This window comes from Pseudomonas paeninsulae, assembly GCF_035621475.1.
GTDB classification, from domain to species: domain Bacteria; phylum Pseudomonadota; class Gammaproteobacteria; order Pseudomonadales; family Pseudomonadaceae; genus Aquipseudomonas; species Aquipseudomonas paeninsulae.
This window is the reverse complement of record NZ_CP141799.1, coordinates 4,243,040-4,267,784: the sequence shown is the minus strand read 5'-3', so window position 1 is coordinate 4,267,784 and position 24,745 is coordinate 4,243,040. Positions and strand designations below refer to the sequence as shown.

At 63.8% G+C, this 24,745-nt stretch carries 18 protein-coding genes and 2 pseudogenes; 9 read left to right on the top strand and 11 right to left on the bottom strand.

All coding sequences use genetic code 11. The annotated features are described in order from the left end of the window. Nucleotides 1–223 precede the first annotated feature (223 nt). A pseudogene (locus VCJ09_RS19685) lies at nucleotides 224–1,598 on the bottom strand (chloride channel protein). Between the two features lie 157 nt (nucleotides 1,599–1,755). Here VCJ09_RS19685 and VCJ09_RS19680 point away from each other — a divergent pair. The 3 genes and pseudogenes from VCJ09_RS19680 (at nucleotide 1,756) to VCJ09_RS19670 (ending at nucleotide 3,711) form a co-directional block, all read left to right on the top strand. Further along, nucleotides 1,756–2,970: a hypothetical protein gene (locus VCJ09_RS19680; RefSeq protein WP_324731743.1), complete on the top strand. Its 1,215-nt coding sequence runs from the start codon at nucleotides 1,756–1,758 to the stop codon at nucleotides 2,968–2,970. Beyond that, nucleotides 2,955–3,173: pseudogene (locus tag VCJ09_RS19675) on the top strand (PTS fructose transporter subunit IIBC); the annotation flags it as partial. The gene VCJ09_RS19680 and the pseudogene VCJ09_RS19675, both read left to right, overlap by 16 nt. Before the next feature lie 139 nt (nucleotides 3,174–3,312). Next, entirely contained in the window at nucleotides 3,313–3,711 is a 399-nt protein-coding gene (locus VCJ09_RS19670) for an endonuclease domain-containing protein (RefSeq protein ID WP_324731742.1), read from the top strand. 161 nt (nucleotides 3,712–3,872) lie between these two features. Here VCJ09_RS19670 and VCJ09_RS19665 read toward each other — a convergent pair whose 3' ends face one another. After that, nucleotides 3,873–5,456, bottom strand: coding sequence for a peptide chain release factor 3 (locus VCJ09_RS19665; protein ID WP_324731741.1), 1,584 nt, complete (start codon nucleotides 5,454–5,456; stop codon nucleotides 3,873–3,875). A gap of 436 nt (nucleotides 5,457–5,892) precedes the next feature. Between VCJ09_RS19665 and VCJ09_RS19660 the strand changes: the two genes are divergently transcribed. Then, a complete protein-coding gene (locus VCJ09_RS19660; protein ID WP_324731740.1) occupies nucleotides 5,893–7,056 on the top strand; it encodes a type III PLP-dependent enzyme in 1,164 nt (387 codons plus the stop codon). Between the two features lie 136 nt (nucleotides 7,057–7,192). Here the strand turns inward: VCJ09_RS19660 and VCJ09_RS19655 are convergent, their stop codons facing one another. Then, nucleotides 7,193–9,328: a TonB-dependent receptor gene (locus VCJ09_RS19655; RefSeq protein WP_324734698.1), complete on the bottom strand. Its 2,136-nt coding sequence runs from the start codon at nucleotides 9,326–9,328 to the stop codon at nucleotides 7,193–7,195. Between the two features lie 197 nt (nucleotides 9,329–9,525). Between VCJ09_RS19655 and VCJ09_RS19650 the strand changes: the two genes are divergently transcribed. Further along, nucleotides 9,526–11,904, top strand: coding sequence for a sulfite reductase flavoprotein subunit alpha (locus VCJ09_RS19650; RefSeq protein WP_324731739.1), 2,379 nt, complete (start codon nucleotides 9,526–9,528; stop codon nucleotides 11,902–11,904). A 103-nt stretch (nucleotides 11,905–12,007) separates the two neighbouring features. Further along, complete coding sequence (locus tag VCJ09_RS19645) at nucleotides 12,008–12,754, top strand: 5-oxoprolinase subunit PxpA (protein ID WP_324731738.1); 747 nt, start codon at nucleotides 12,008–12,010, stop codon at nucleotides 12,752–12,754. A 146-nt stretch (nucleotides 12,755–12,900) separates the two neighbouring features. Here the strand turns inward: VCJ09_RS19645 and VCJ09_RS19640 are convergent, their stop codons facing one another. From VCJ09_RS19640 to VCJ09_RS19605, 8 genes are all read right to left on the bottom strand, one after another. After that, on the bottom strand, nucleotides 12,901–13,890 hold the full coding sequence (locus VCJ09_RS19640) for a peptide ABC transporter ATP-binding protein (RefSeq protein WP_324731737.1): 990 nt from the start codon (nucleotides 13,888–13,890) through the stop codon (nucleotides 12,901–12,903). Continuing rightward, nucleotides 13,887–14,858 (bottom strand): ABC transporter ATP-binding protein, encoded by a 972-nt coding sequence (locus tag VCJ09_RS19635; protein WP_324731736.1) that lies wholly within the window; start codon nucleotides 14,856–14,858, stop codon nucleotides 13,887–13,889. Before VCJ09_RS19635 ends, VCJ09_RS19640 begins: the two co-directional genes overlap by 4 nt. Next, nucleotides 14,855–15,010, bottom strand: a complete 156-nt coding sequence (locus VCJ09_RS19630; protein ID WP_324731735.1) for a hypothetical protein — start codon at nucleotides 15,008–15,010, stop codon at nucleotides 14,855–14,857. Before VCJ09_RS19630 ends, VCJ09_RS19635 begins: the two co-directional genes overlap by 4 nt. A 10-nt stretch (nucleotides 15,011–15,020) precedes the next feature. Continuing rightward, nucleotides 15,021–15,932, bottom strand: a complete 912-nt coding sequence (locus VCJ09_RS19625; RefSeq protein ID WP_324731734.1) for an ABC transporter permease subunit — start codon at nucleotides 15,930–15,932, stop codon at nucleotides 15,021–15,023. Between the two features lie 151 nt (nucleotides 15,933–16,083). Next, nucleotides 16,084–17,094 (bottom strand): ABC transporter permease subunit, encoded by a 1,011-nt coding sequence (locus VCJ09_RS19620; RefSeq protein ID WP_324731733.1) that lies wholly within the window; start codon nucleotides 17,092–17,094, stop codon nucleotides 16,084–16,086. A 137-nt stretch (nucleotides 17,095–17,231) separates the two neighbouring features. After that, nucleotides 17,232–18,842, bottom strand: coding sequence for an ABC transporter substrate-binding protein (locus VCJ09_RS19615; RefSeq protein WP_324731732.1), 1,611 nt, complete (start codon nucleotides 18,840–18,842; stop codon nucleotides 17,232–17,234). A gap of 108 nt (nucleotides 18,843–18,950) precedes the next feature. Continuing rightward, complete coding sequence (locus tag VCJ09_RS19610) at nucleotides 18,951–20,552, bottom strand: ABC transporter substrate-binding protein (protein WP_324731731.1); 1,602 nt, start codon at nucleotides 20,550–20,552, stop codon at nucleotides 18,951–18,953. 224 nt (nucleotides 20,553–20,776) lie between these two features. Beyond that, complete coding sequence (locus tag VCJ09_RS19605) at nucleotides 20,777–21,505, bottom strand: SIMPL domain-containing protein (RefSeq protein WP_324731730.1); 729 nt, start codon at nucleotides 21,503–21,505, stop codon at nucleotides 20,777–20,779. Nucleotides 21,506–21,802: 297 nt separating this feature from the next. On the opposite strand from VCJ09_RS19605, the gene VCJ09_RS19600 reads away from it, so the two are divergent. From VCJ09_RS19600 to VCJ09_RS19590, 3 genes are all read left to right on the top strand, one after another. After that, entirely contained in the window at nucleotides 21,803–23,056 is a 1,254-nt protein-coding gene (locus tag VCJ09_RS19600) for an ATP-binding protein (RefSeq protein ID WP_324731729.1), read from the top strand. A 13-nt stretch (nucleotides 23,057–23,069) separates the two neighbouring features. After that, nucleotides 23,070–23,630: a response regulator transcription factor gene (locus tag VCJ09_RS19595; protein ID WP_079203159.1), complete on the top strand. Its 561-nt coding sequence runs from the start codon at nucleotides 23,070–23,072 to the stop codon at nucleotides 23,628–23,630. A gap of 126 nt (nucleotides 23,631–23,756) precedes the next feature. Further along, nucleotides 23,757–24,698 carry an AEC family transporter gene (locus VCJ09_RS19590; protein ID WP_324731726.1) on the top strand — a complete coding sequence of 314 codons (942 nt, stop codon included), beginning with the start codon at nucleotides 23,757–23,759 and terminating at the stop codon, nucleotides 24,696–24,698. Nucleotides 24,699–24,745: the final 47 nt, after the last annotated feature.

Genomic DNA, 24,745 nt, shown 5'->3' with positions numbered 1-24,745 from the left:
CTGCTCGGTGTTGCGCCGGTGCCGGCATTGTCGGTGTGCCCAGCGCCTGCGGTCGCTGCAGGCCAAACAAATCGCTGGCACCCCACCCCGACCAACCCGCAGGCGATGAAGGCAAGCCCGCCGGTCGAGCGTGGATGCTCAGTCACTAAGGCGATTTTTTGCTGCGAGAGGCTGGCTAAGCCTGCACCGGTTCATTGGCTGGTGCAGGAGGTGGCCTGAGTATCTAGCGGGGTGGGGCTTCGGCGGCGGGTGGCGTGGGCGGCTTTTCTCGCAGCGGCGCGATGCTGTCCAGCAACTGATTGGCGAAGGCGCGATACAGCGCCACCGGCGAGATGCGTGCCGAAATGCTGCTGGCCAGCAGGCTGGCCGCGAGGATCGGCAGGGCCATGTCCTGGCTGTGCGACAGCTCGATGGTGATCACCGTGGCGGTCAGTGGCGTGCGGGTCACGCCGGCCAGGTAGGCGGCCATGCCGAGCAGGCCAGCGGTCTGCAAGTCGATTCCGGGAATCCAGTCGACCAGCCAGGGCGCCATGCCGGCGCCGACCGCCAGTGACGGCGAAAACAGGCCGCCGGGGATGCCCGCCAGGTAGGACACCACGTTGGCCAGGAACTTCCACAGGATGAACAGTGCGTCGGTCTGTGGCTGGCCGTCGAGCAGGGCGCGGGTTTCGGCGTAGCCGGTGCCGAATACGTGATGGCCGGAGATCAGCCCGAGCAGGGCCAGGAGCAAGCCGCAGGCGCCGGCGAACAGCACCGGGCGGCGTGCCCTCCAGGCACCGAGCACGGCCAGCGGGCCGCGCCTGGCCGGTAGCACTAGGCGACAGTAGAGACCGGCCGAGCACGCCGCCGAGTACCCCGCAGGCCAGCACCGCCAGCCAGGCGCTGCTTAGCGGCAGCGTTGCACTGAGTTCGCCGAAGTAGCTGTAGCGGCCGACCAGACCGAGGGTGACCATGCCACCGATCAGCACCGCCATCAGGATCAGGACATTGAAGCTCTGCTCCATGCGGTGGCTTAACTCTTCGATGGCGAACACCACGCCGGCCAGCGGGGTGTTGAACGCCGCGGCAATCCCGGCGGCACCGCCAGCGAGAATCAGTCCGGACAGGGCATGGCGGCCATGCAGGCCGAGACGCCGGCCGAAGTTGTACATCAGTGCCGCGCCCACGTGCACGGTGGGGCCTTCCCTGCCGACGGAGGCGCCGCAGAGCAGGGCCAGGACCGTCAACAGCATCTTGGCGATGGCCACCGGTACCGCCAGCAGCTGGCTGCGCAGGCGCGTCGAGGGCTGTTCCAGGCAGGCGATCACCTGGGGAATGCCGCTACCCTTGGCCTCCTTCAGCCAGCCCTGGGTCAGCCAGGCGAGCAGGGCGAAGCCCAGTGGGGTGACCAGCCAGGGCCAGTAGACACTCTGCCCCAGCAACCATTCGAACTGCTCGAAGGCATGGTCGGCCAGCCAGGCGAAAGCCAGCGCGATGAGGCCGACCAGCAAGGCGCCGAGCCAGAAAGCCGCACGCTGGCGCAGGCTGCGCAACCGGCGGCGCCGCTCACGCAGGCGCTGGGTGGGAGTCAGGGCAATCGGTGGCGATGGCTTTTCCATGGTTTCCCGGGGGTCGCAGGCGCTCTGCAATGGTCAGTGTAGCGCGCCGACCGCAAGCGCGGGGCCGGCCGGAACCCTGCGGGTAAACGCCGCTTGCCTTGCCGTGCCCCGGAGCGGCAGGATTCGGCCCCTGAATTCAGCTGGATGGCAGGACACGATGCTGAGCATCAATAATGGCGTACTGATTGGCGCGGCCCTGTTGTTCGCCTGCCTGTTGTTTCGGCCCAGGCTGCTGGCTGCGCCCATGTGGCGGGCGACGGTCACGCCACTGGCCTCGATCATCGGCTCGGGCTTCCTGGTGGCCGGGCCGATCCTGGCGCATACCGTGGGCAACTGGGCCTGGCTGGCGATGCTCGCCCTGTGTGCGCTGGGCTACTGGTTCGGTGCGTCCATTCGCTACAACATCAGCTATGTCGAGCCGAGCCTGGCTAATCAGCCACCGCTCTATCAGGTGGGTTTGGAGCGTCTCTCCGAGCTGGCATTGTCGCTGGCCTACTTCGTCTCGGTGGCCTACTACCTTAATTTGTTCGCTGCCTTTGGCCTGCGTCTCGGCGAGGTGCTCGACCCGTTCTGGATTCGCCTGGTGTCGACGGTGGTGATCGCCACCATCGGCCTGCTCGGGGCCCTGCGCGGCCTCGCCGGGCTGGAACGCCTCGAAGTGCTGGTGGTCGCCTTGAAGCTGTCACTGATTGGCGGTCTGTTGGCGGTGCTGGCGCAGGTCAACCTGTCAGCGTTCACGGCGGGCGAGCTGGCCTGGCTCGGCCAGCAACATGTGCGCGGCTGGCAGGCGCTGGAGATCCTCCTGGGGCTGGTGATTCTGGTGCAGGGTTTTGAGACTTCGCGTTATCTGGGTAGCAAATATGACCCGGCCACCCGGGTGCGCAGCATGCGTTGGTCACAATGGATTGCTACCGCGATCTATCTGGCGTTTCTGTTGCTGATTACCAGTCTGTTCAGCGATGGCTTGCCGCCCCAGGGTGGGGAAACCGCGATCATCGACCTGCTGCGACCGCTGGGCAGCGCCGTGGCGCCGCTACTGATCCTCACCGCGCTGGCCTCGCAGCTGTCTGCTGCGGTAGCCGACATGAACGGCGCCGGCGGTTTGTTGGCCGGTGCTTCGGGCGGGCGGGTGCCGGTGCGCCTGGGCAACCTGCTCACCGCGCTGGTGGCCATTGCCATCACCTGGACGGCGAATATCTACGAGATCATCACCTACGCCTCGAAGATGTTCGTCATCTACTACGCCCTGCAAGCCTTGCAGGCTTCGCTGGCCGCCCGGCGGCGGGGGGATTGGTGGCGCGCCTGCGGGTTTGCCGCTGCGTTGCTGGTGGCTCTGGGGGTGATTGTGTTCGCCAAGCCGGTCGCGGCCTGATCGGTGCGCTGTCGATGTACTTCGGCTGCAAGCTGATGGCGCCGCATGGCGGCCTGTTCGTGCTGCTGATCCCCAATACGATCAACCATGCAGCGCTGTACCTGCTGGCGATAGTCGCCGGCAGCCTGCTGACCGGGGTGGTGTGTGCGTTGATCAAACGGGGCGAGGCGGTGGAGCTGGTGGCGGCGGGGGCGAAGGCGTAGGGGGCGTGTCAGTATTGCTTACCTATTATTGGTAAGGGACTGACTGCGATCTTCTTGGCGGTACAGATCAGTTCCCTCTTCCCTTCGGGGAGAGGGCTAGGGTGAGGGGTGACTCTGCAATTTCACACGGAGGTGAAACATGCCCAAAGGCACTCAACGGCCTACGGCCGAGCAACGCGAATTTGCCCAACGATTGCGTCATGAATTGACCGACTGCGAACGGTTGCTCTGGCAGCGTCTGAGAAATCGCCAGCTCGGCGGTTTCAAGTTCCGTCGGCAGTATCCGTTGCCGCCTTATGTGCTGGATTTTTACTGTGCCGAGTTGCGTTTGGCGGTCGAACTGGATGGTGGGCAACACTTTAGCGATGAGGCCCTGTGCAAGGATGCCGAGCGCAGTCGCTATCTGGAAGGGTATGGAGTGCGGGTGCTGCGCTTCAGTAACCGGGAGGTTTTGGCGCAGATGCCTGAGGTACTTGCGGAGATTTTGCGACAGGCTGAGATAGCTGCCCCTCACCCCAACCCTCTCCCCGGAGGGTAGAGGGAGCCGACCGCGTAGAGCCTGTTTGACCGTGATCTTTCCGTCACCGCCGAACAGCCCAGGGAGACGACTGCATGGATGCAGGAGGTAGGGCTACGCCGGACGCTAAAGCCGAGGGCTGGGGCGCCCGGCTAGGGGAGAGGGTTGGCTTTCACCACCGATCAATGATGCTCGCGCGTCGCCCTGAATTTCACCTCCGGCCAGCGCTCTTCCATCAGTGCCAGGTTGACCCGGGTTGGCGCCAGATAGGTGAGGTGGCCGCCGCCATCGATGGCGAGGTTTTCCACCGCTTTGTTGGTAAATTCCTCGAGCTTCTTCTTGTCGCTGCACTCGATCCAGCGCGCCGACCAGACGGTGATCGGCTCGTAGCCGCACTCGACCTTGTATTCGCCTTTCAGGCGGCTGGCGACCACGTCGAACTGCAGCACGCCGACCGCACCGAGGATGATGTCGTTGCTGCGCTCGGGGAAGAACACCTGGGTCGCGCCTTCCTCGGCCAGCTGTTGCAGGCCCTGGCGCAGTTGCTTGGATTTCAGCGGGTCCTTCAGGCGCACGCGGCGGAACAGCTCCGGAGCGAAGTGCGGGATGCCGGTGAAGCCCAGCGCCTCGCCTTCGCTGAAGGTATCGCCGATCTGGATAGTGCCGTGGTTGTGCAGGCCGATGATGTCGCCGGCGTAGGCCTCTACCAGCATTTCGCGCTCGCTGGAGAAAAAGGTCAGGGCATCGCCGATGCGCACGTCCTTGCCGGTGCGCACGTGGCGCATCTTCATGCCCTGGCTGTACTTGCCCGAGCAGATGCGCATAAAGGCAATGCGGTCGCGGTGCTTGGGGTCCATGTTCGCCTGGATCTTGAACACGAAGCCGCTGAATTTATCTTCGCTGGGTTCGACGGTGCGCTCGTTGGCGACCCGCGCCAGCGGCTTGGGCGCCCAGTTGACTACCGCGTCGAGCACGTGGTCGACGCCGAAGTTGCCCAGCGCGGTGCCGAAGAATACCGGGGTCAGCTGGCCATTGAGGAACTCGTCCTGGTCGAATTCGTGGCAGGCGCCCTGGACCAGTTCCAGCTGCTCGACAAAGCGCTGGTACTCGTCACCGAGGTGGGCGCGGGCTTCGTCGGAGTCGAGCTTCTCGATGATCTTCACATCGGTGCGTTCATGACCGTGGCCGGCGGTGTAGACGATGATGTAGTCGTCAGCCAGGTGGTAGACACCCTTGAAGTCGCGGTAGCAGCCGATCGGCCAGGTGATCGGCGCGGCCTTGATCTTGAGGACCGCCTCGATTTCGTCGAGCAGCTCGATCGGGTCGCGGATATCGCGGTCGAGTTTGTTGACGAAGCTGACGATCGGCGTGTCGCGCAGGCGGCACACATCCATCAGGGCGATGGTGCGCGGCTCCACACCCTTACCACCGTCGAGCACCATCAGCGCCGAATCCACTGCGGTCAGGGTGCGGTAGGTGTCTTCCGAGAAGTCTTCGTGGCCGGGGGTGTCGAGCAGGTTGATCATGTGGTCGCGGTAGGGGAACTGCATCACCGAGGTGGTGATGGAGATGCCGCGCTGCTTTTCCATCTCCATCCAGTCGCTGGTCGCGTGGCGGTCGGACTTGCGCGACTTCACCGTGCCGGCGATGGCAATCGCCTTGCCCATCAGCAGGAGTTTCTCGGTAATCGTGGTTTTACCGGCGTCCGGGTGGGAGATGATGGCGAATGTGCGCCTTTTGGCGACTTCGGCGGCCTGGTTGCTCATGCTGGGGGAACCCGTCGACTGATAGTCTGTCTGTCAAAAAAGGCGTCGATTATAACGGCAAACGGCCCTGAGCGCGGAGACCTGTAGTCAGTGCGGTAAAAGTGCGATTTGCCGGACGTTGTGCAGCATTTCGTGACGCCTTGTTTTGAATCTGCAACGACCCATGAATACGCCGAAAAAACCGAGTGGCAATCCGACAATTTTTGATTGATCTAAGCTGTCCATGGTCCTAAAGTTCGCGCCCGAACGTCCATGCTGGCAACGATCCATCCGGCTCAAGTACTGACGACGAGAGATCGATTTCGATACTCGGCGACATGCCTTGGGAAGTAGGCGAACCAAAGTGGGGAAACTGATCAGGCGTTCGCGGCCTTGCAATTAGTTGGTAAGGCCTCCCTAATTACCTTTGTGTGTTTTGCCATTTGGAGTCCCGCGCATGCCGATTCAGGTCGAAGACTACTACCCGCGTGAAACCTTCCAGAAAATGAAGGATTTCGCCGACCAACAGGAAACCCCGTTCGTGGTGATCGATACCAAAATCATCGATCAGGCTTACGACGACCTGCGCGCTGGTTTCGATTTCGCCCAGGTCTACTACGCGGTGAAGGCCAACCCGGCGGTCGAGATCATCAACCTGCTCAAGGACAAAGGCTCAAGCTTCGATATCGCCTCGATCTACGAGCTGGATCGGGTGATGAACTGTGGCGTCGGCCCGGAGCGCATCAGCTACGGCAACACCATCAAGAAAGCCAAGGACATCCGCCTGTTTTTCGAGAAGGGTGTGCGCATGTTCGCCACCGACTCGGAAGCCGACCTGCGCAACATCGCCAAGGCCGCGCCAGGCTCGAAAATCTATGTGCGCATCCTCACCGAGGGCTCCACCACGGCTGATTGGCCCCTGTCGCGCAAATTCGGCTGCCAGACCGACATGGCCATGGACCTGCTGATTCTCGCCCGTCAACTGGGCCTGGTGCCCTACGGCGTATCCTTCCACGTCGGTTCGCAGCAGCGCGATATTTCCGTATGGGACGCGGCCATTGCCAAGGTCAAGGTGATCTTCGAGCGCCTCAAGGAAGAAGACGGCATCGAGCTGAAGATGATCAACATGGGCGGCGGCTTCCCGGCCAACTACATCACCCGCACCAACAGCCTGGAAACCTACGCCGAGGAAATCATCCGCTTCCTCAAGGACGATTTCGGCGATGACCTGCCGGAAATCATCCTCGAGCCGGGCCGCTCGTTGATCGCCAACGCCGGCATCCTGGTCAGTGAAGTGGTGCTGGTCGCGCGCAAGTCGCGTACCGCCGTCGAGCGCTGGGTGTATACCGACGTCGGCTTGTTCAGTGGTTTGATCGAAACCATGGGCGAGGCCATCAAGTTCCCCATCTACACCGAGAAGAAAGGCGAGCTGGAAGAAGTGGTTATCGCCGGGCCGACCTGCGACAGCGCCGACATCATGTATGAGAACTACAAGTACGGCCTGCCGCTCAACCTGGCGAGCGGCGACCGCCTCTACTGGCTGTCTACCGGGGCTTACACCACCAGCTACAGCGCAGTGGAGTTCAACGGCTTCCCGCCGCTGAAGGCTTACTACCTGTAACAGCTTCTGCATAAAAAAGACCCGCCTGTTGGCGGGTCTTTGCGTTTTAGGCCTGGGGGAGCATCGGTTGTTGCCGGATTTTCCGGGTAGCCCCACCCTTGAGCTCAACGGTGGGGGACACTCGATAGGCATAGACTTAGAAACGATAGTTGGCGCTCAGCTCCAGGCTGCGCGGCGCGCCGGGGGTGATCAGGTCGACCGAACCGTGGGCCGAGGCGAAGTACTCCTTGTCGAACACGTTGCGCAGGCGCAGGGCCGCGTCCCACTGCGGCTGGTTGTACAGCAGCGCGGCATCGAAGGTGGTGTAGCCAGGCATGACGGTGGCGTTATCCAGCGCGGTGAAGCGCTCGCCGACGTAGTTGGCGCCCAGGCCGACTCGCCACTGCTGGGTCAGCGAACGCACCAGCCACAGGTTGGCGCTGTGTTCCGGGGTCAGGGTCGGGGTCTGGCCTTCATTGGCCACGCCATTGGTGAAGCTGGTGGACTTGCTGATCTGCGCGTCCAGGTAGGCATAGCCGGCATACACCTGCCACTTGTCGCTGAGCTGGCCGGTCAGGGTGGTCTCGAAGCCATCGGTACGTTGCTCGCCGGCGAGGATCAACTGACCGGGATTGGCCGGGTCACTGGTCTTCATGTCGGTGCGCTCCAAGCGGAACACCGAGGCGGTCAGCGACAGGCGCTGATCGAGCAGGTCCCATTTGCCGCCCAGCTCGTAGTTGGTGGTTTGTTCCGGCTCCAGGTCCTTGTTCGAGTTGCTCAGCGGGAAGGTTTCGGCGGACGGCTGGAAGGAGCGGCTCACCGACACGTAGTAGGACTGGATCTGGTCTGGCTGATAGACCAGGCCGACGCGCGGGCTCCAGGTTTTGTCGGTGCGGGCGATGTCGCTGCCGCTCAGAGCGTCCTGGAATTCCTGGTCGAACACGTCGTAGCGCACGCCGAGCAGGGCCTTCCACTGCGGCGCCAATTCGATCAGGTCCTGCACGTAGAAGCCGGCGGTGTCCTGAATGTTGCGGCCCTTACCAGTCAACTGCGCCGCCTGGAACGGCACCTCGACCAGGCCGTCGCGGAACACCGGAACGCGTGCCACATCGCTCTGGCTGAAGAACGCCTGGTCCTTGTTCTGCCGACCCAGCTCTACGCCGTACAGCAGGTTGTGCTGCATGCCGGCGAGCTGCGCCTGCTGCTTCAGTTCGGTCTGGTTGAACCAGCCATCTTCCTTGCGTTGTACGTTGCCGCGGCGCAGCTTGACCAGCAATTCGCCGTTGGCCGCGGTGACGAAGCGGTTGGCGTCGGTGTGCGCCAGGGTGTTATTGCGGTCCAGGTCGTAGTGGTAGTAACGGCTGGTGTTGGACAGGCTGAAATCATCGTTGATCTGGTAGTCGAGGCCGGCGGTGAAGGAAAACATCTCGCTGCGGGTGTAGTCCTGGTCCGGATCGCCTGAGCCGAAGCGCGTGCCCGGGTCGACATCCACCGGGCGGCCGTTCAGCGCCGGAATGCCGAAGTCGATCAGGCGTTTGTCGTACAGGTAGCTGGCGCCCAGGTTGAGTTCCAGATCATCGGACAGCCTGAAGTAGGCCGAAGACGCCAGAGCCTTGCGCTCGAGGAAGGCGTCGTCGCGAAAACCGTCGCTGTCTTCCACTGCACCGGTGACGCGCAAGGCCTTGTCGCCCTGCTCCTGGTCGGCCCAGCCGGCGTCGAACTGAGTGCGCTGCTTGCCTTCGCTGTCGACAGTGACGCCGACTTCCTGCACCGGGGCGAAGGTCGGGCGCTTGCTCACGCTGTTGATCAGGCCACCCGAGGAGCCGCGGCCATAGAGCACGGCGGCGGGGCCCTTGATCACTTCCACTCGCTCGATGTTGGACAGGTCGCGGTAGTACAGCGCGTCGTCGCGGATGCCGTCGATGTACTGGTCGCCGATGGCGCTGAAGCCGCGGATGGTGACCTGGTCGCGCTGGCCATCGCCGTTGGACAGGCCCACGCCCGGCACGTTCTTCAGCACGTCTTCCATCGACTGGGCGCCCTGATCCTTGATCACGCTCTGCGGGATGACGTTGACCGTCTGCGGAATATCACGCAGCGGTGCATCGATCTTCAGCGCACTGGTGCTGTGGCTGGGCTTGTAGCTGGTCTGTTGCTGCTGCCCGGTCACCACGGCGGCTGGAATCTCCAGTGCGGTGTTCGATTCGGCATGCACGGTCTGCACGGCGAAGGCGCCCAGCAGCGATAGATAGAGTGGATTTAAGCGTAAGACGGTCACCGCGCGACTCCCCATGAAAAGAGCGCGAATGATATTGCTTTGCATTTACGCATGCAAATGAGTTGCAACGTTATTTGTAGATTTCGCTCGGGAGAAGCGGGAGGGGTAGGCGTGACGAGCTAATTGCAGTTGATTGTGTTTATCAAATAGAATTCGTTCTCAAAATTCGGGCGCATTGGGCGTCCGACTCATGGTCGTGTCGAGCCTCGTCGATGTTCAAGAAAGCCTTGTTTCAACTGCACTGGTTGTTCGGGATCAGCGCCGGTCTGGTGTTGGCGCTGATGGGCGTAACCGGTGCGCTCTACGCCTTCGAGGGCGAGATCATGGCGGCGCTCAATCCACAGGTGTTGCGCGTCGAGGCGCGCGACTCCGGGATACTGCCGCCGGCCGAACTGGTGAGAAAGATTCAGGCGGCAGCAGGCAAGACGGTCTCCGGGCTATGGGTGGATACCCGCGATGCAAGCGCCGCACGAGTGTTCTTCACCCCGCCATCAGGCGAGCGACGTGGGCCGATGCGCTACTTCGACCCCTATACCGGTGAGCTGCTTGGACGCCCTGCTGGGCAGCAGTTCTTCGGCCTGATGCTGCAACTGCATCGTTTCCTCGCCATGGGTGAGACGGGCAAGCAGATCACCGCGGCCAGCACCCTGGCGCTGCTGTTTTTCTGTCTGTCTGGTCTGTACCTACGCTGGCCGCGTCGGGCCCTGAACTGGCGAGCCTGGCTGACGCTCGACTGGGCCAAGCGCGGGCGCGCCTTCAAGTGGGACCTGCATGCGGTCGCCGGCACCTGGTGCCTGCTGTTTTACCTGTGCGCCAGCCTGACCGGCCTGTACTGGTCCTACGATTGGTACCGCGAAGGCATGACCCGTCTGCTCGGCGATGCGTCCGCGCAGCAGCAAGACAAACGGGACGGCTCACGAGCATCACGGGCCGGGCGAGGCGAGGCACCAGCCGCGCCGCCGGCGGTCGACTATGACGCGGTCTGGCGCAGCCTGCAGGACGCCGCCGGCCCTGGGCTGGTGGCCTGGAACCTGCGTCTGCCGCCGGTGGCCGGTAAGCCGGCTACCGTGTTCTATCTGCTAGCGGACGCCGAACATCCGCGTGCGTTGAACCAGCTCAGCCTCGACCCGCTCAGCGGCCAGGTTAGCCGGAACGAGCGCTATGCCGACAAGTCCTTCTCCGCGCAGTTGCTGACCAGCGTCTATGCCCTGCACACCGGCGAATACTTCGGCCTGGCGGGGCGCATCCTGATGCTGCTGGCCAGCCTGGCGATGCCGCTGTTTGCGATCACCGGTTGGCTGCTGTATCTCGAGCGGCGGCGTAACAAACGCGCGGTTTCCAAAGCGCGTAGCGGCTTGGTTGCTGCAGATACCGGGCAGACGAGTTGGCTGATTGGTTTTGCCAGCCAGAGTGGTTTCGCCGAGCACCTGGCCTGGCAGACCGCCGGGCAGTTACAGGCCGCCGGCGTGCCGGTGAATGTGCAACCCCTGGCGCGGGTCGATCAACAGATGCTCAGCCAGGCGCAGAACGCGTTGTTTGTTATCAGCACCTTTGGCGACGGCCAGGCGCCGGACAGTGCCCGCGGTTTCGAGCGCGCGCTGCTCGGTCGTGAGCTGGCGCTGGGCGAGTTGCGTTACGCGGTATTGGCCTTGGGCGACCGCCAGTATCAGCAGTTCTGTGGTTTTGCCCAGCGTGTGCATGACTGGCTGACGCGGCAAGGCGCCGCCAGCCTGTTCGCGGCGATCGAGGTCGACAGTGGTGACGTCGAAGCGATTGCCAGCTGGAACCGCCAACTGAGTGCACTGACCGGTGCCGTTGCGCTACCGACGCTGGAACGGGCCTTCGACGAGTGGCGCTTGCTGGCACGGGTCTGCCTGAACCCCGGCAGCGCCGGCGCGCCGACCTTTCTGTTGCGCTTGCAGCCGCCCGAGGGCGCGACCTGGCAGGCGGGGGATCTGCTCGAAGTGCTGCCGCGCAATGACCGCGAGTTGGCCGTGCGCGAGTATTCGATTGCGTCATTGTCGAGCGATGGTGCTCTGGAGTTGATCGTGCGCCAGGAAACCCACCCCGACGGCTCCCTGGGGCTGGGGTCTGGCTGGTTGTGCCAGGAACTCGTCCCCGCGCAGGTACTCAAGGCGCGATTGCGCCGCAACAGCAATTTCCATCCGCCGGAAGATGCCCGGCCGCTAATTCTACTGGGCAACGGCACCGGCCTGGCCGGACTGCGCAGCGTGCTCAAGGCGCGCATCGCGGCCGGTCATCGGCGTAACTGGCTGCTGTTCGGCGAGCGCAATCAGGCCCACGACTTCTATTGTCGTGACGAGCTGCAGGGCTGGCTGGCCAGCGCTGATCTGACGCGCCTGGACCTGGCGTTTTCCCGCGACCAGGCGCGCAAGGTCTATGTGCAGGATCGCTTGCGCGAGTCCGCCGAGCAGCTGCGCGACTGGCTGGCGCAAGGGGCGTCGATCTACGTGTGCGGCAGCCTCACCGGCATGGCTAGCGGAGTGGATGGTGTGCTGCATGAACTGCTGGGCGAGGCGGCGGTTACCGAGTTGATCGAACAAGGGCGCTATCGGCGTGACGTCTATTGACGCCTAGTCCGGATGTAGTTTGCGGCCGGCTCAGCGCGAGCATGACGGCGGACTGCATCCGGGGCACTGGTACTGCTCCTGCCGGCGCTCTAAGCTTGTGCCCATGAACAGACGAATCCTGCTGAATTGCGATATGGGCGAGAGTTTCGGCGCCTGGAGCATGGGTGATGATGCCCTGGCCATGCCGTTGGTCGATCAGGCCAACCTGGCCTGTGGCTTTCACGCCGGCGATCCGCTGAGCATGCAGCGTACTGTCGCCCTGGCGGTGCAGTATGGGGTGAGCATCGGCGCGCATCCCGCCTACCCCGACCTGGTCGGCTTCGGCCGCCGGCATCTGGCCTGCTCGCCGGAGGAGGTCACCGCCCAGGTGCTCTATCAGATCGGCGCGCTGGATGCCTTCTGCCGCTCCGCCGGTAGTCAGCTGGCCTACGTCAAGCCGCATGGCGCGCTGTACAACGACCTGGTGCGCGACGATGCCTTGCTCGCGGCGGTGCTGGATGCCTGTGCCAGCTACCGCAAGGGCTTGCCGCTAATGGTCTTGGCGCTGATCGATAACCGCCGCGAGCTGGAGTTTGCCGATGCCGCCGACGTGCCACTGATCTTCGAGGCTTTCGCCGACCGCGCCTACCTGGCCGACGGTCAGTTGGCGCCCCGGCGGCTGGCCGATGCGCTGCACCGCGATCCGCAGCGGATTCTCGATCAGGGCCTGGCCATCGCCCAGGGCGAAGCCTTTGCCGATATCGACGGCAAACCGCTGCAGCTCTGTGCCGACAGCCTCTGTGTGCATGGCGACAATGCCGAATCGTTGGCCGTGCTGCGGCGTTTGCGGGCGCTGCTGGACGCCATGTGAGGCGCTCCGAAGCCGCCCCTCCTCCGAACGCAACGCCGGCCGAGCCGGCCAACGCCCGAGCGGACTGCCGATGGTTGCAGCCGTCGCCGCAGAGGGGGTTTTTTCACACCCTCTCAGTCCAACGCGTTACCGGGTTGCCCAGCCTGCTAGCCGTTGATCGTCTCCGCGTGATGACAGGCCACCTGCCGCGCATCGAGAAGGCGTAGGTGCGGCTGTTCCACGCTGCAGCGCGCGTTCGCATAGGGGCAGCGCTGATGGAAGGCGCAGCCACTGGGGGGCGACAGCGGGTTGGGCAGTTCACCGACGATCTTGATTTTCGGCTTGCTCGGGTCCGGGTGGATGGTCGGCGTGGCGGAGAGTAGCGCCTGGGTATAAGGGTGCAGCGGGCGGGCATAGATCAGTTCCTGCGGGCCCATCTCGACCGGCCGGCCGAGGTACATCACCAGCACATCGTCGGCGACATGGCGCACCACCGAGAGGTTGTGCGAGATGAATACGTAGGCGGTGTCGAACTGTTCCTGCAGGTCCATGAACAGGTTGAGCACCTGGGCCTGGATCGACACGTCCAGCGCCGAGGTCGGCTCGTCCGCCACCAGCACCTTGGGGGTGAGCATCATGGCCCGGGCCAGGGCCACGCGCTGGCGCTGACCGCCGGAGAACATGTGCGGATAGCGCTGGTAGTGCTCGGGGCGCAGACCGACCTGCTGCATCATCGCCTGCACCTTGTCGCGGCGCTCGAGGCGCGACAGCGACGTATTGATCAGCAGCGGCTCGGCCAGTTGGTCGCCGATCTTCTGCCGCGGGTTGAGCGAGGCGTAGGGGTTTTGAAAGACCATCTGCACGTCGCGGCGCAGTTGCTTGCGCTGGGCCTTGTTGGCGCCGCTGACTTCCTGGCCGGCGATCTGCAACGAGCCGGATGAGGGCTCCTCGATCAGGGTCAGCGCGCGCGCCAGGGTCGACTTGCCACAGCCGGATTCGCCGACCACGGCCAGGGTCTTGCCGGCCTGCAGCTCGAACGACACGCCATTGAGCGCCTGCACCGTGGCGTGGCCCTTGAACAGGCCGCGCGATACTGCGTAGTGGCGGGTCAACTCGCGCGCGCTGAGCACGCTGCTGTTGCGCGGGGCGTCAGTCATCCCGTGACCTCCTGATTGAGCGGATAGAAGCAGCGCGCCGCGCCGTGGACCTGCGGGTCCAGCGTCGGTCGCTGCGCATGGCAGTTGCTTTGCACGTAGGGGCAGCGCGGCGCGAGCAGGCAACCCTGGGGGCGGTCGAAGCGTCCGGGGACGATGCCGGGCAGGGTGGCCAGACGCCGGGCGCCCAGGCTGTGTTCGGGAATCGCCGCGAGCAGCGCTTCGGTATAGGGATGGCTGGGCGCGTCGAACAGGTGCGGCACCCGGCCGATTTCCACCGCTTGTCCGGCGTACATCACGCAGACGCGCTGGGCGGTTTCGGCGACCACGGCGAGGTCGTGGGTGATCAGCACCAGGCCCATGTTCTGCTCGCGTTGCAGGTCGAGCAGCAGCGCCATGATTTGCGCCTGGATGGTCACGTCCAGCGCGGTGGTCGGTTCGTCGGCGATCAGCAGTTTGGGCTCGGCGGCAATCGCCATGGCGATTGCCACGCGCTGGCTCATGCCACCGGAGAGCTGGTGCGGGTAAGCGCCGAGGCGGCTTTCGGCGGCGGGAATCTCGACCCGTTCGAGCAGTTGCAGGGCGCGCTGGCGGGCGGCCTTGGCCGACAGGTTGAGGTGCTGACGGAGCACTTCCTCGATCTGGAAACCCACGGTGAAACTGGGGTTGAGCGAGGTCATCGGGTCCTGGAAGATCATCGCCAGGTCCTTGCCGACGATGTGCCGGCGCTGCCGGCCCTTCAGGCGCAGCATGTCGGTGCCGTCGAATTGCAGGCTGTCGGCGCGGACGATGCCAGGGGCGTCGATCAAGCCCATCAGCGCCATCATGGTCACCGATTTGCCCGAGCCGGACTCGCCGACGATGGCCAGCACCTCGCCCTTGTCCACCGAGAGGTCGAGGCCATCGACCACCGGCACGGCGTTGGCGCCGCCGAAGCGCACGCTGAGATTCTTGATGTCGAGCAGGCTCATACGGCGGTCTCCGGGCGTGCATTTGGGCGACGGTAGGATGGGTCGGGCCGCGCAAAGTTGAGCGGCGCGATACCCATGCTGCTGGTCGAGCGGTAATGATGGGTATCGCTGCGCTCAACCCATCCTACGAAATGTTGTGCAGTGCGGCTCATGCTGGCCTCCTCACTGGGCATTTTTCAGCTTCGGATCGAGCGCATCGCGCAGGCCGTCGCCCATCAGGTTGATCGCCAGCACGCTGAGCAGGATGGTCAGGCCGGGCAGGGTGACCACCCACCAGGCGCGCTCGATATAGTCGCGTGCCGAGGCCAGCATGGTGCCCCACTCCGGCGTTGGCGGTTGTACGCCGAGGCCGAGGAAGCCCAGGGCGGCGGCGTCGAGAATCGCCGAGGAAAAACTCAGGGTGGCCTGCACGATCAGCGGCGCCATGCAGTTGGGCAGCACGCTGACGAACATCAACCGCGGCAGGCTGGCGCCGGCCAGGCGCGCGGCGGTGACGTAATCGCGGTTCAGTTCGCCCATTACCGCGGCGCGGGTCAGGCGCACATAGGATGGCAGCGAGACGATGGCGATGGCGAAGATGGTGTTGATCAGCCCAGGGCCAAGGATCGCGACGACGGCCACCGCCAGCAGCAAGGACGGCAGCGCCAGCATGATGTCCATCAGGCGCATGATCGAGGGGCCGAGCAGGCGCGGGAAGAAGCCGGCGGTGAGGCCCAGGAGAATGCCGGGGATCAGCGACAGCACGACCGAGGCCAGGCCGATCAGCAGCGACAGGCGTGCACCGTGAATCAGCCGCGAGAGCAGGTCGCGGCCCAGCTCGTCGGTGCCCAGGAGAAACTGCAGTTGGCCGCCTGCGAGCCAGGCTGGCGGGGTCAGCATGAAGTCGCGGTACTGCTCGCTGGGATCGAACGGCGCCACCCAGGGGGCAAACAGCGCGCAGAACACCAGCAGGCACATGAACAGCAAACCGGCTACTGCGCCCTTGTTGTGCGCGAAGGCCTGCCAGAATTCCTGCAGCGGCGAGGGGTAGAGCAGGCTTTGGTCGATGACGGGTGTAACGGTTTCAGTTGTCATAGTGGGCTCCGTAGAACCTGTGCATGGCCTCGCGAGCTAGAGCGAGACAAGGAAAAATTTGTCGAGAGAGCGCAGTTTGCTCTGGCAAATGAGCATCTCGAGACGGATTTGACGCGGTATCGCTGACGCGCAGCAGGCCATGGGCAGGCTCTTAGCGCTGATGGCGAATGCGTGGATTGGCCAGGCCGTAGAGGATGTCCACCACGAAGTTGACCAGGATCACCAGGCAGGCGATCAGCAGGATGCCGTTCTGCACGACCGGGTAGTCGCGGGCGCCGATCGATTCGATCAGCCACTTGCCAATGCCCGGCCAGGAAAAGATGGTTTCGGTCAGCACCGCGCCAGCGAGCAGGGCGCCGACCTGCAGGCCAAACACCGTGAGCACCGGAATCAGCGCGTTGCGCAGGCCGTGGACGAACACCACCCGCGCCGGTGACAGGCCCTTGGCGCGGGCGGTGCGCACATAGTCCTCACCCAGCACTTCGAGCATCGCCGAGCGGGTCATCCGGGCGATCACCGCCAGGGGGATGGTGCCGAGCACGATGGCCGGCAGGACCAGGTGGTGCAGGGCATCGGCGAAGGCGCCTTCTTCACCGCTGAGCAGGCTGTCGATCAGCATGAAGCCGGTCACCGGCGGGATGTCGTAGAGCAGGTCGATGCGCCCGGACACCGGTGTCCAGCCCAGCCACACCGAGAAAAACATGATCAGCAGCAGGCCCCACCAGAAGATCGGCATGGAATAGCCGGCCAGGGAGATGCCCATCACCCCGTGATCGAACAGCGAGCCGCGTTTCAGTGCGGCCACCACCCCGGCGATCAGGCCCAGGCTGCCGGCGAACAGCAGGGCGGCGAGGGCCAGCTCCAGGGTCGCGGGGAACAGGGTGAGGAACTCGCTCCAGACACTGGTGCGGGTGCGCAGCGATTCGCCAAGGTCGCCCTGAGCCAGTTGGCCGATGTAGTCGATGTACTGGGCGTATAGCGGCTTGTTCAGGCCCAGGCGCTCCATGGCTTCGGCGTGCATGACCGGGTCGACCCGGCGTTCACCCATCATCACTTCCACCGGGTCGCCGGGGATCATGCGAATCAGGGCGAAGGTGAGCAAGGTGATGCCGAAAAAGGTGGGGATCAGCAGCCCCAGGCGGCGAGCAATAAAGGACAACATGGGATATCAGCACTCCAACGGTTGGCTCGGTGTGCCGGGCTGCGTGGCCCGGCGCTGTTGTTGTGGGGAGACATTCATCAATGACGGCGTAGGAGCGGGCCATGCCCGCGATAGCTGTTCGCGGGCATGGCCCGCTCCTACGGGTCGAATTTCACCCTGGCGAAGTTGTTCGAGCCCATGGGGCTGAGGACGAAACCCTGGACGCCCTTGCGCAGGACGCTGAACTGCTTGGGATGGGCCAGGGCGATCCAGGGCGCCTGCTCATGAAAGATTGCCAGAGCCTGGCGATACAGCGCGGCCCGTTGCGCCTGGTCGTGCACCTGGCGGGCCTGGCTGATCAGCGCCTCGAAGTGCTTGTCGCACCAGCCGGCCTGGTTTTCGCCGCTTGCCGCGGCCGCGCAGGACAGGTTGGGGGTGAGGAAGTTGTCCGGGTCGCCGTTGTCGCCGGCCCAGCCCATGAACACCAGGTCGTGTTCGCCATTCTTCGCTCGCTTGATCAGCTCACCCCACTCGAACATGCGGATATCGGCCTGGATGCCGATGGCCGCGAGATCGGCCTGGAGCATCTGCGCGCCTATGCCCGGGTTGGGGTTGGTCGGGCCGCCGCCGGGGCGGGTCCAGATCGACAGCTTGAAGCCGGCGCCGAGGCCTGCGTCGCGCAGCAACTGTTTGGCGCGCTCGACATCATAGGGCCAACCGGTCAGGCCAGGGTCGTGGCCCCAGAGCGTCGCCGGGTAGGGCGCCACGGCCGGGCTGGCGCCGCCCTCACCGTATTGCGCGCGCAGGTAGGCGGCCTTGTCGAAGGCCAGGTTGAGTGCCTGGCGTACGCGCACATCGTCCAGCGGTGGATGGCGGGTATTGATGCCGATATAGGCGGTGAGCAGCGAGTCCAGCTCCAGCACCTGCAGCGCGGGGTCGGCGTTCAGTGCCGCAATGTCCACCGGCCGCGGGTACAGGGCGATCTGGCAGTCGCCGGCCTTGAGCTTCTGCTGACGCACAGTGGGCTCGGGGGTGATGGCGAAGATCAGCCGCTCGAGTGCCGGCGCGCCATTCCAGTACTGCGGGTTGCCGCGAAAACGCACCTGGGCGTCTTTGGCATAGCGTTCGAAGACGAAGGGGCCGGTACCGATTGGCAGGCGGTTGAGCTGTTCGCTCTTGCCCTGGGCGAGCAACTGCCCGGCGTACTCGGCGGAATAGATGGACGCGAAGCCCATGGCCAGGTCGGCCAGGAAGGGCGCTTCGGGGTGTTTGAGGACGAAGCGCACGGTACTGTCGTCGAGTTTGTCGATGCGTTCGATCAGCTGCGCCATGCCCATGGCTTCGGCATAGGGGAAGCCGCGCACGGACAGCTGGTGCCAGGGATGCTGCGGGTCGAGCTGGCGTTGCAAGCTCCAGAGCACGTCGTCGGCATTCAACTCGCGGCTCGGGGTAAACCAGGCGGTGCTGTGGAATTTCACCCCCCGGCGCAGGTGAAAGGTGTAGCTCAGGCCATCGGCGGAGACGTCCCAGCGCTCGGCCAGGCCGGGGATCAGCGCGGTGCTGCCCGGCGCGAAATCGACCAGGCGCTCGAGCACGGTTTCCGCCGCGGCATCGGCGGTGGTCGCCGCGGTGTACTGGACGATGTCGAAGCCTTCCGGGCTGGCCTCGGTACAGACCACCAGGCTGTCGCTGGCGGCATAAGTCTGGCTGGCAGTGGCAAGGGCGCCACAGAGCAGCAGGTGGATCAACACGCGTGGACAGTTCGGCATGGTGCTTCCCCGAAGGACGGCAGTGCGGATCAGTAACAGCCGGATAAGCTGCTCTGGCACGGAACCCGAGCCGGTGGGTAACCGGCTCGGGTGTTCACTTTGGGCGGGTTACTTGCTGACGCTGACGCCGTAGAACGAAACCAGGCCGAATGGGCTGATTTTGAAACCATGGACCTTCTTGCTCATCGGCTGGTACACAGTGGAGTGGGCAATCGGGGTGATCGGCACTTCGCGCTTGAGGATCTGCTGAGCCTCTTTGTAGAGGACGCTGCGTTGATCCTTGTCGTTAATCGCTTTGGCTTGCTTGATACGCTTGTCGAACTCAGCGTCACACCAGCGACCATAGTTGTTGCCACCGATGGCATCACAGCCATACAGCACGCCCAGCCAGTTGTCCGGGTCACCGTTGTCGCCGGTCCAGCCGATCAGCAGGGCGTCGTGCTCGCCGGCCTTGGCGCGTTTGTTGTACTCGCCCCATTCGTAGCTGACGATCTTCGCCTTGATGCCGACCTTGGCCCAGTCAGACTGGAGCATCTCGGCCATCAGCTTGGCGTTGGGGTTGTAGGGGCGTTGCACCGGCATGGCCCACAAGGAGATCTCGGTGCCTTCGGCGACACCGGCCTCTTTCAACAGTTGTCTGGCCTTTTCCGGGTTGTAGCCGGCGTCCTTGATGGTCTCATCGTAGGACCACTGAGTCGGTGGCATGCCGTTGACGGCCAGTTGTCCGGCGCCCTGATAGACGGCGTCGATGATGCCTTGCTTGTTCACCGCCATGTCCAACGCCTGGCGTACTTCAAGCTTGTCGAACGGCTTGTGCTCGGTGTTGTAGGCGAGGTAGCCGACGTTGAAACCTGCTTGTTCCGGCATCTGCAGGTTGGCTTCTTGCTTCAGCGAGTCCAGATCGGCGGGGCGCGGGTAGACGCTGACCTGGCATTCGCCAGCCTTGAGCTTCTGCATGCGCACCGAGGCGTCGGTGTTGATGGCGAAGATCAGGTTGTCGATCTTCACGTCATCGGGGTTCCAGTATTCCTTGTTGCCGGTGAAGCGGATCTGCGAGTCCTTCTGGTAACGCTTGAATACGAAGGGCCCGGTGCCGATTGGCTTTTGGTTGATGTCGGCGGCCTGGCCGGCCTTGAGCAACTGCCCGGCGTATTCGGCCGAGTGGATCGAGGCGAAGCTCATCGCCAGGTTCTGGATAAACGCGGCGTCCACTGTGTTGAGGGTGAACTTGACGGTCTTGTCGTCGAGCTTTTCCAGCTTGGCGATGTTGGCGTCCATACCCATGTCGGTGAAGTAGGGGAACTCGGTGGGGTAGGCCTTACGGAACGGATGACTCTTGTCGAGCATGCGTTGAAAGGTGAACAGCACGTCGACGGCATTGAAGGTGCGACTCGGCGTGAAGTACGCGGTGCTGTGGAACTTGACGTCGGGACGCAGGTGGAAGGTGTAGCTCAGGCCGTCTGCGGCGATGTCCCATTTTTCCGCGAGACCGGGGATGACGGCGGTGCCGCCGCGCTCGAACTGGGTCAGGCGGTTGAATACGGTTTCCGCTGAAGCATCGAAGTCGGTGCCGGTGGTGTACAGGCCTGGGTCGAACCCGGCCGGGCTGCCTTCCGAACAGTACACCAGGTTACTGGCGGCCTGAGCCAGCGGAGTGCTGGCGATCAGCCCAGCAACGAGAAAAGCCTGGATGACGGCGTTCTTACGCATAGTGACCTCATTGATTATTATGGTTGTTCGCGTGAGGGGACTCTCGTGGAGACCTTGGCTGAAACTATGCATGGCATGTGCCGCAGGCAAGGGGCATAACGCATTCAGCGTAGCAACTGTGGGAGAGTTGTACGTGGTTGTCGCATTTGAGCAATTGTGTGGCGATAACATGGCAAAACGCCGCTATCTTCCGATAACGGCGCGGCATGCTTGCAAGGCATGGTTCAGGGCATCTGCACTTCGATCACGCCGTCGGCATTGATGGTCACCTGGCTGGTGCCGGCTTCGATTTCCGGTGTCACTGCGTCCTCCATCCTCGCTGCGCCTTTCATCGTGCTCATGCGCATCGGCAGCGGCGATTGAAAGCCACCGCTGTTCAGGCTCAGATTGACCAGTTTGTAGCCGCTGCCACCCAGGGCTTCGGTGGCCAGTTGCGCGCGGGCCTTGAACGCCGCCACGGCCTCTTTGAGCAGGGCATCTTCATGGGTTTTGCGCGTGGCGCTGGCAATGCTGAAGTTCATGCCGCCCATCTTCAGGTCTTGCAGCATCTCGCCGGTAAGCCTGGACAGGGCGCTGAAGTCGGCGCTTTCCAGGCGCAGTTCGGCACGCTCGCGCCAGGCGGTGATCTGCTGACCCTTGTCGTCCCCCTTGGTTTCAGAGTAGATCGGGTAGCTGTTTCGGCTGCCCATGGCCACGCTGACGCCTTTGGCCTTGCGCGCCTGGGCGATGCTGGCGTTGAGGGTCTTGCTGATCTGCGCAGCCAGTGCGGCCGGGTCGCTGTCCTGCGCTTCGCTGTACAGCGTGACGTGCATCAGGTCGTGGGCGATTTCCTGATTGACCTCGGCGCGCAGGGAGATCTGGTTGTAGTGGACCTCTTCGGCGTGTGCCGCAAGGCTGAGCAGGCCGGTGGCGCTGATGACCAGGGCACTGGCAAGACGGGACAATGGCTGCATGACGTTTCCTTGTGCGTGATGGGGACACGGAGTGTGCGGGGTGTTGCTAAGGGTTGACGTAGTGATTCGACGGTTCGGGTTAACGCCGGTTGATTGTCCGGCCTGGGCAGTCGCGTTGCGTTGCTGCGGGGCGGGGCGTTTGCCTTGGTTATGGTGTTTGCTGGGCTGAAACGAATCGCCGTCCGCCCGCCCTTGTAGCTGACTGCTGCCATGACTGCGGCCAGTTGCCGCAGCTGACTAGGCGGAGCCTTGGTTATACTCGCCCAGCTCGGCAAACGAGACTTTTTTGGAGAGCCCATGCTCGCACCCGTACAGTTGCTGTCGGCCAGTCGGCAAAATCTCTGGCGCCTGACGCTGATTCGTATCCTGGTGTTGGCCGCCCAGGCGGGCTCGGTGGGCCTGGCCTACAACTCCGGATTGCTGCCGTTGCCCTGGCAGGAGCTGAGCATCACCCTGGGGGTCTCGCTGGTGTTGTGTCTGCTGACCGCCTTGCGCCTGCGCGGACCCTGGCCGGTCACCGAACTGGAGTACGCGGTGCAGCTCGGCTGCGACCTGATCATCCACAGCGTGCTGCTGTATTACTCGGGTGGCTCGGCCAACCCCTTTGTCTCCTATTTCCTGGTGCCATTGACCATCGCCGCGGCGACCTTGCCCTGGATGTTCACCATCACCTTGTCGGGCCTGGCACTGGCCGGCTACACGCTGCTGCTGGTGTGGTCGCACCCGCTGAACTTGCCGCCAGGTCCGCGCGAAAGCCTGTTGATCTACGGCATGTGGCTGAGTTTCGCCCTGGCTGCGGGGCTGATTACCTTCTTCGTCGCCAAGATGGCCGAGGAGCTGCGCGATCAGGAGGAACTGCGCGCCGAGCGCCGTGAGGAAGGCTTGCGCGACCAGCAGTTGCTGGCGGTTGCCACCCAGGCCGCCGGCGCCGCCCATGAGCTAGGCACGCCGTTGGCGACCATGAGCGTATTGATCAAGGAGCTGCGCCGCGAGCATCAGGATCCGCTGTTGCAGGAAGATCTGGCGGTGCTGCAGGAGCAGGTCAAGCTGTGCAAGGAAACCCTGCAGCACCTGGTGCGCGCCGCCGAGGCGGACCGGCGTCAGGCGGTGATCGAGCAGTCCGCGGTGGAGTGGCTGGAAACCGCCCTAAAACGCTGGCACCTGATGCGCCCGGAGGCCAGCTACCGCTATCAGTGCCTGGGGCTGGGTACGGCGCCCCATCTGATGCCGCCGGCGGATCTGACCCAGGCGCTGCTCAACCTGTTGAACAACGCTGCCGATGCCTGCCCGGACAAGCTGGATATTCGCCTCGACTGGGATCACCAGTGGCTGCGCCTGAATATTCGCGACTTCGGTACCGGGGTGCCGCTGGCGATTGCCGAGCAGATTGGCCGGCCGTTTTTCACCACCAAGGGCAAGGGTTTCGGCCTGGGTCTGTTTCTCAGTCAGGCCAGCGTCACCCGTGCCGGGGGCACGGTAAAGCTGTATAACCACGAAGAGGGCGGCACGCTCACCGAGCTCAAGTTGCCGCGCGCCTATGGCCGAGCCTGAGGAAGTATTGAGTATGAGTGACGAAGTCTTATTCGAAGGCGAAGAGCAGCCCCATCTGCTGCTGGTCGACGATGACCCGACGTTTACCCGGGTGATGGCGCGGGCCATGAGCCGTCGCGGCTTGCGTGTGTCGACCGCCGGTTCCGCCGAAGAAGGTCTGGCTCTGGCCGAGCAGGACGTGCCGGAATACGCGGTGCTCGATTTGAAGATGGAAGGCGATTCCGGGCTGGTGCTGTTGCCCAAGTTGCTGGAGCTGGATGCCGAGATGCGCGTGGTGATTCTCACCGGCTATTCGAGCATCGCCACCGCGGTGGAGGCGATCAAGCGCGGCGCCTGCAATTACCTGTGCAAGCCGGCCGATGCCGACGATGTGCTGGCCGCGCTGCTGACCCAGCACGCCGACCTGGACACCCTGGTGCCGGAAAACCCGATGTCGGTGGACCGCCTGCAGTGGGAGCATATCCAGCGCGTGCTCAGCGAGCACGAAGGCAATATCTCCGCCACCGCCCGCGCGCTCGGCATGCACCGGCGCACCTTGCAACGCAAATTGCAGAAGCGCCCGGTCAAGCGCTGAGAAAGGCGGCGCGACTGCACGTCCCCCCTGGAGCGCATCCGGCGGACGTGCAGATAGTGTCGGGTTATCGTACCTCTTCTGTTGCTATGATTAGCCCCCTAAGTAAATCGTCTTCCAGGGGCTGCCATGCTCGCCGTCGTTCAGCAAACCCTCGCCATCACCGCGCCGGTCTTCTCGATGCTGTTTCTCGGTGTGGGGCTCAAGCGCCTGGGCTGGATCGACGACGCCTTTATCAATACCGCCTCGTCGCTGGTGTTTCGCGGCACCCTGCCGGCTCTGCTGTTTCTCGGTATCGTCAAGGCAGACCTGAGCGCGGCCCTGCAGCCGGCGCTGCTCGGCTACTTCGTGCTGGCGACCTTGGTGTGTTTCCTGATCGCCTGGGGCTGGGCGATCTGGCGCTGGCCGCAGGTGGATCGCGGGATCTACACCCAGGGTGCGTTTCGCGGCAACAACGGCATCGTCGGCCTGGCGCTGGCCACCAGCCTATACGGTGATTACGGCCTGTCGGTCGGGGCGGTGTTGGGCGCGGTGGTGATCCTTTGCTACAACACCCTCTCGTCCATCGTCCTGGCGATCTACAGCCCGCACGTCAAGTCCGGTCCCTGGGCCATCGGCAAGAGCATCCTCAGTAATCCGCTGATTATCGGCGTGCTGGCGGCGATGCCGATCGCCTACTGGCGGCTGCCGCTACCGGATTGGCTGATGATCTCGACCCAGTACTTCGCGCAGATGACCCTGCCGCTGGCATTGATCTGCATCGGTGGCACCCTGACGCTGGCCTCGTTGCGCAACAGCAGCGGCATTGCCATCAGTGCAAGCCTGATGAAGATGGTCTGGCTGCCGTTGCTGGCCACCCTGGGCGCCTGGCTGTGGGGCTTCCGTGACGCGGATCTGGCGATCCTGTTCCTCTACTTCGCCAGCCCCACGGCTGCCGCCAGCTTCGTCATGGCGCGGGCGGTGAATGGCAATCATCAACTGGCGGCGGCGATCATCGTGATCACCACCCTGGCCGCGGTGGTGACCATCAATATCGGTTTGTTGCTGTTGCAGTGGGCCGGCTGGATCTAGGGGGCTGCTGGGCAAGGCCAGGCGTTTATCCAGAACGCTGTGATAGC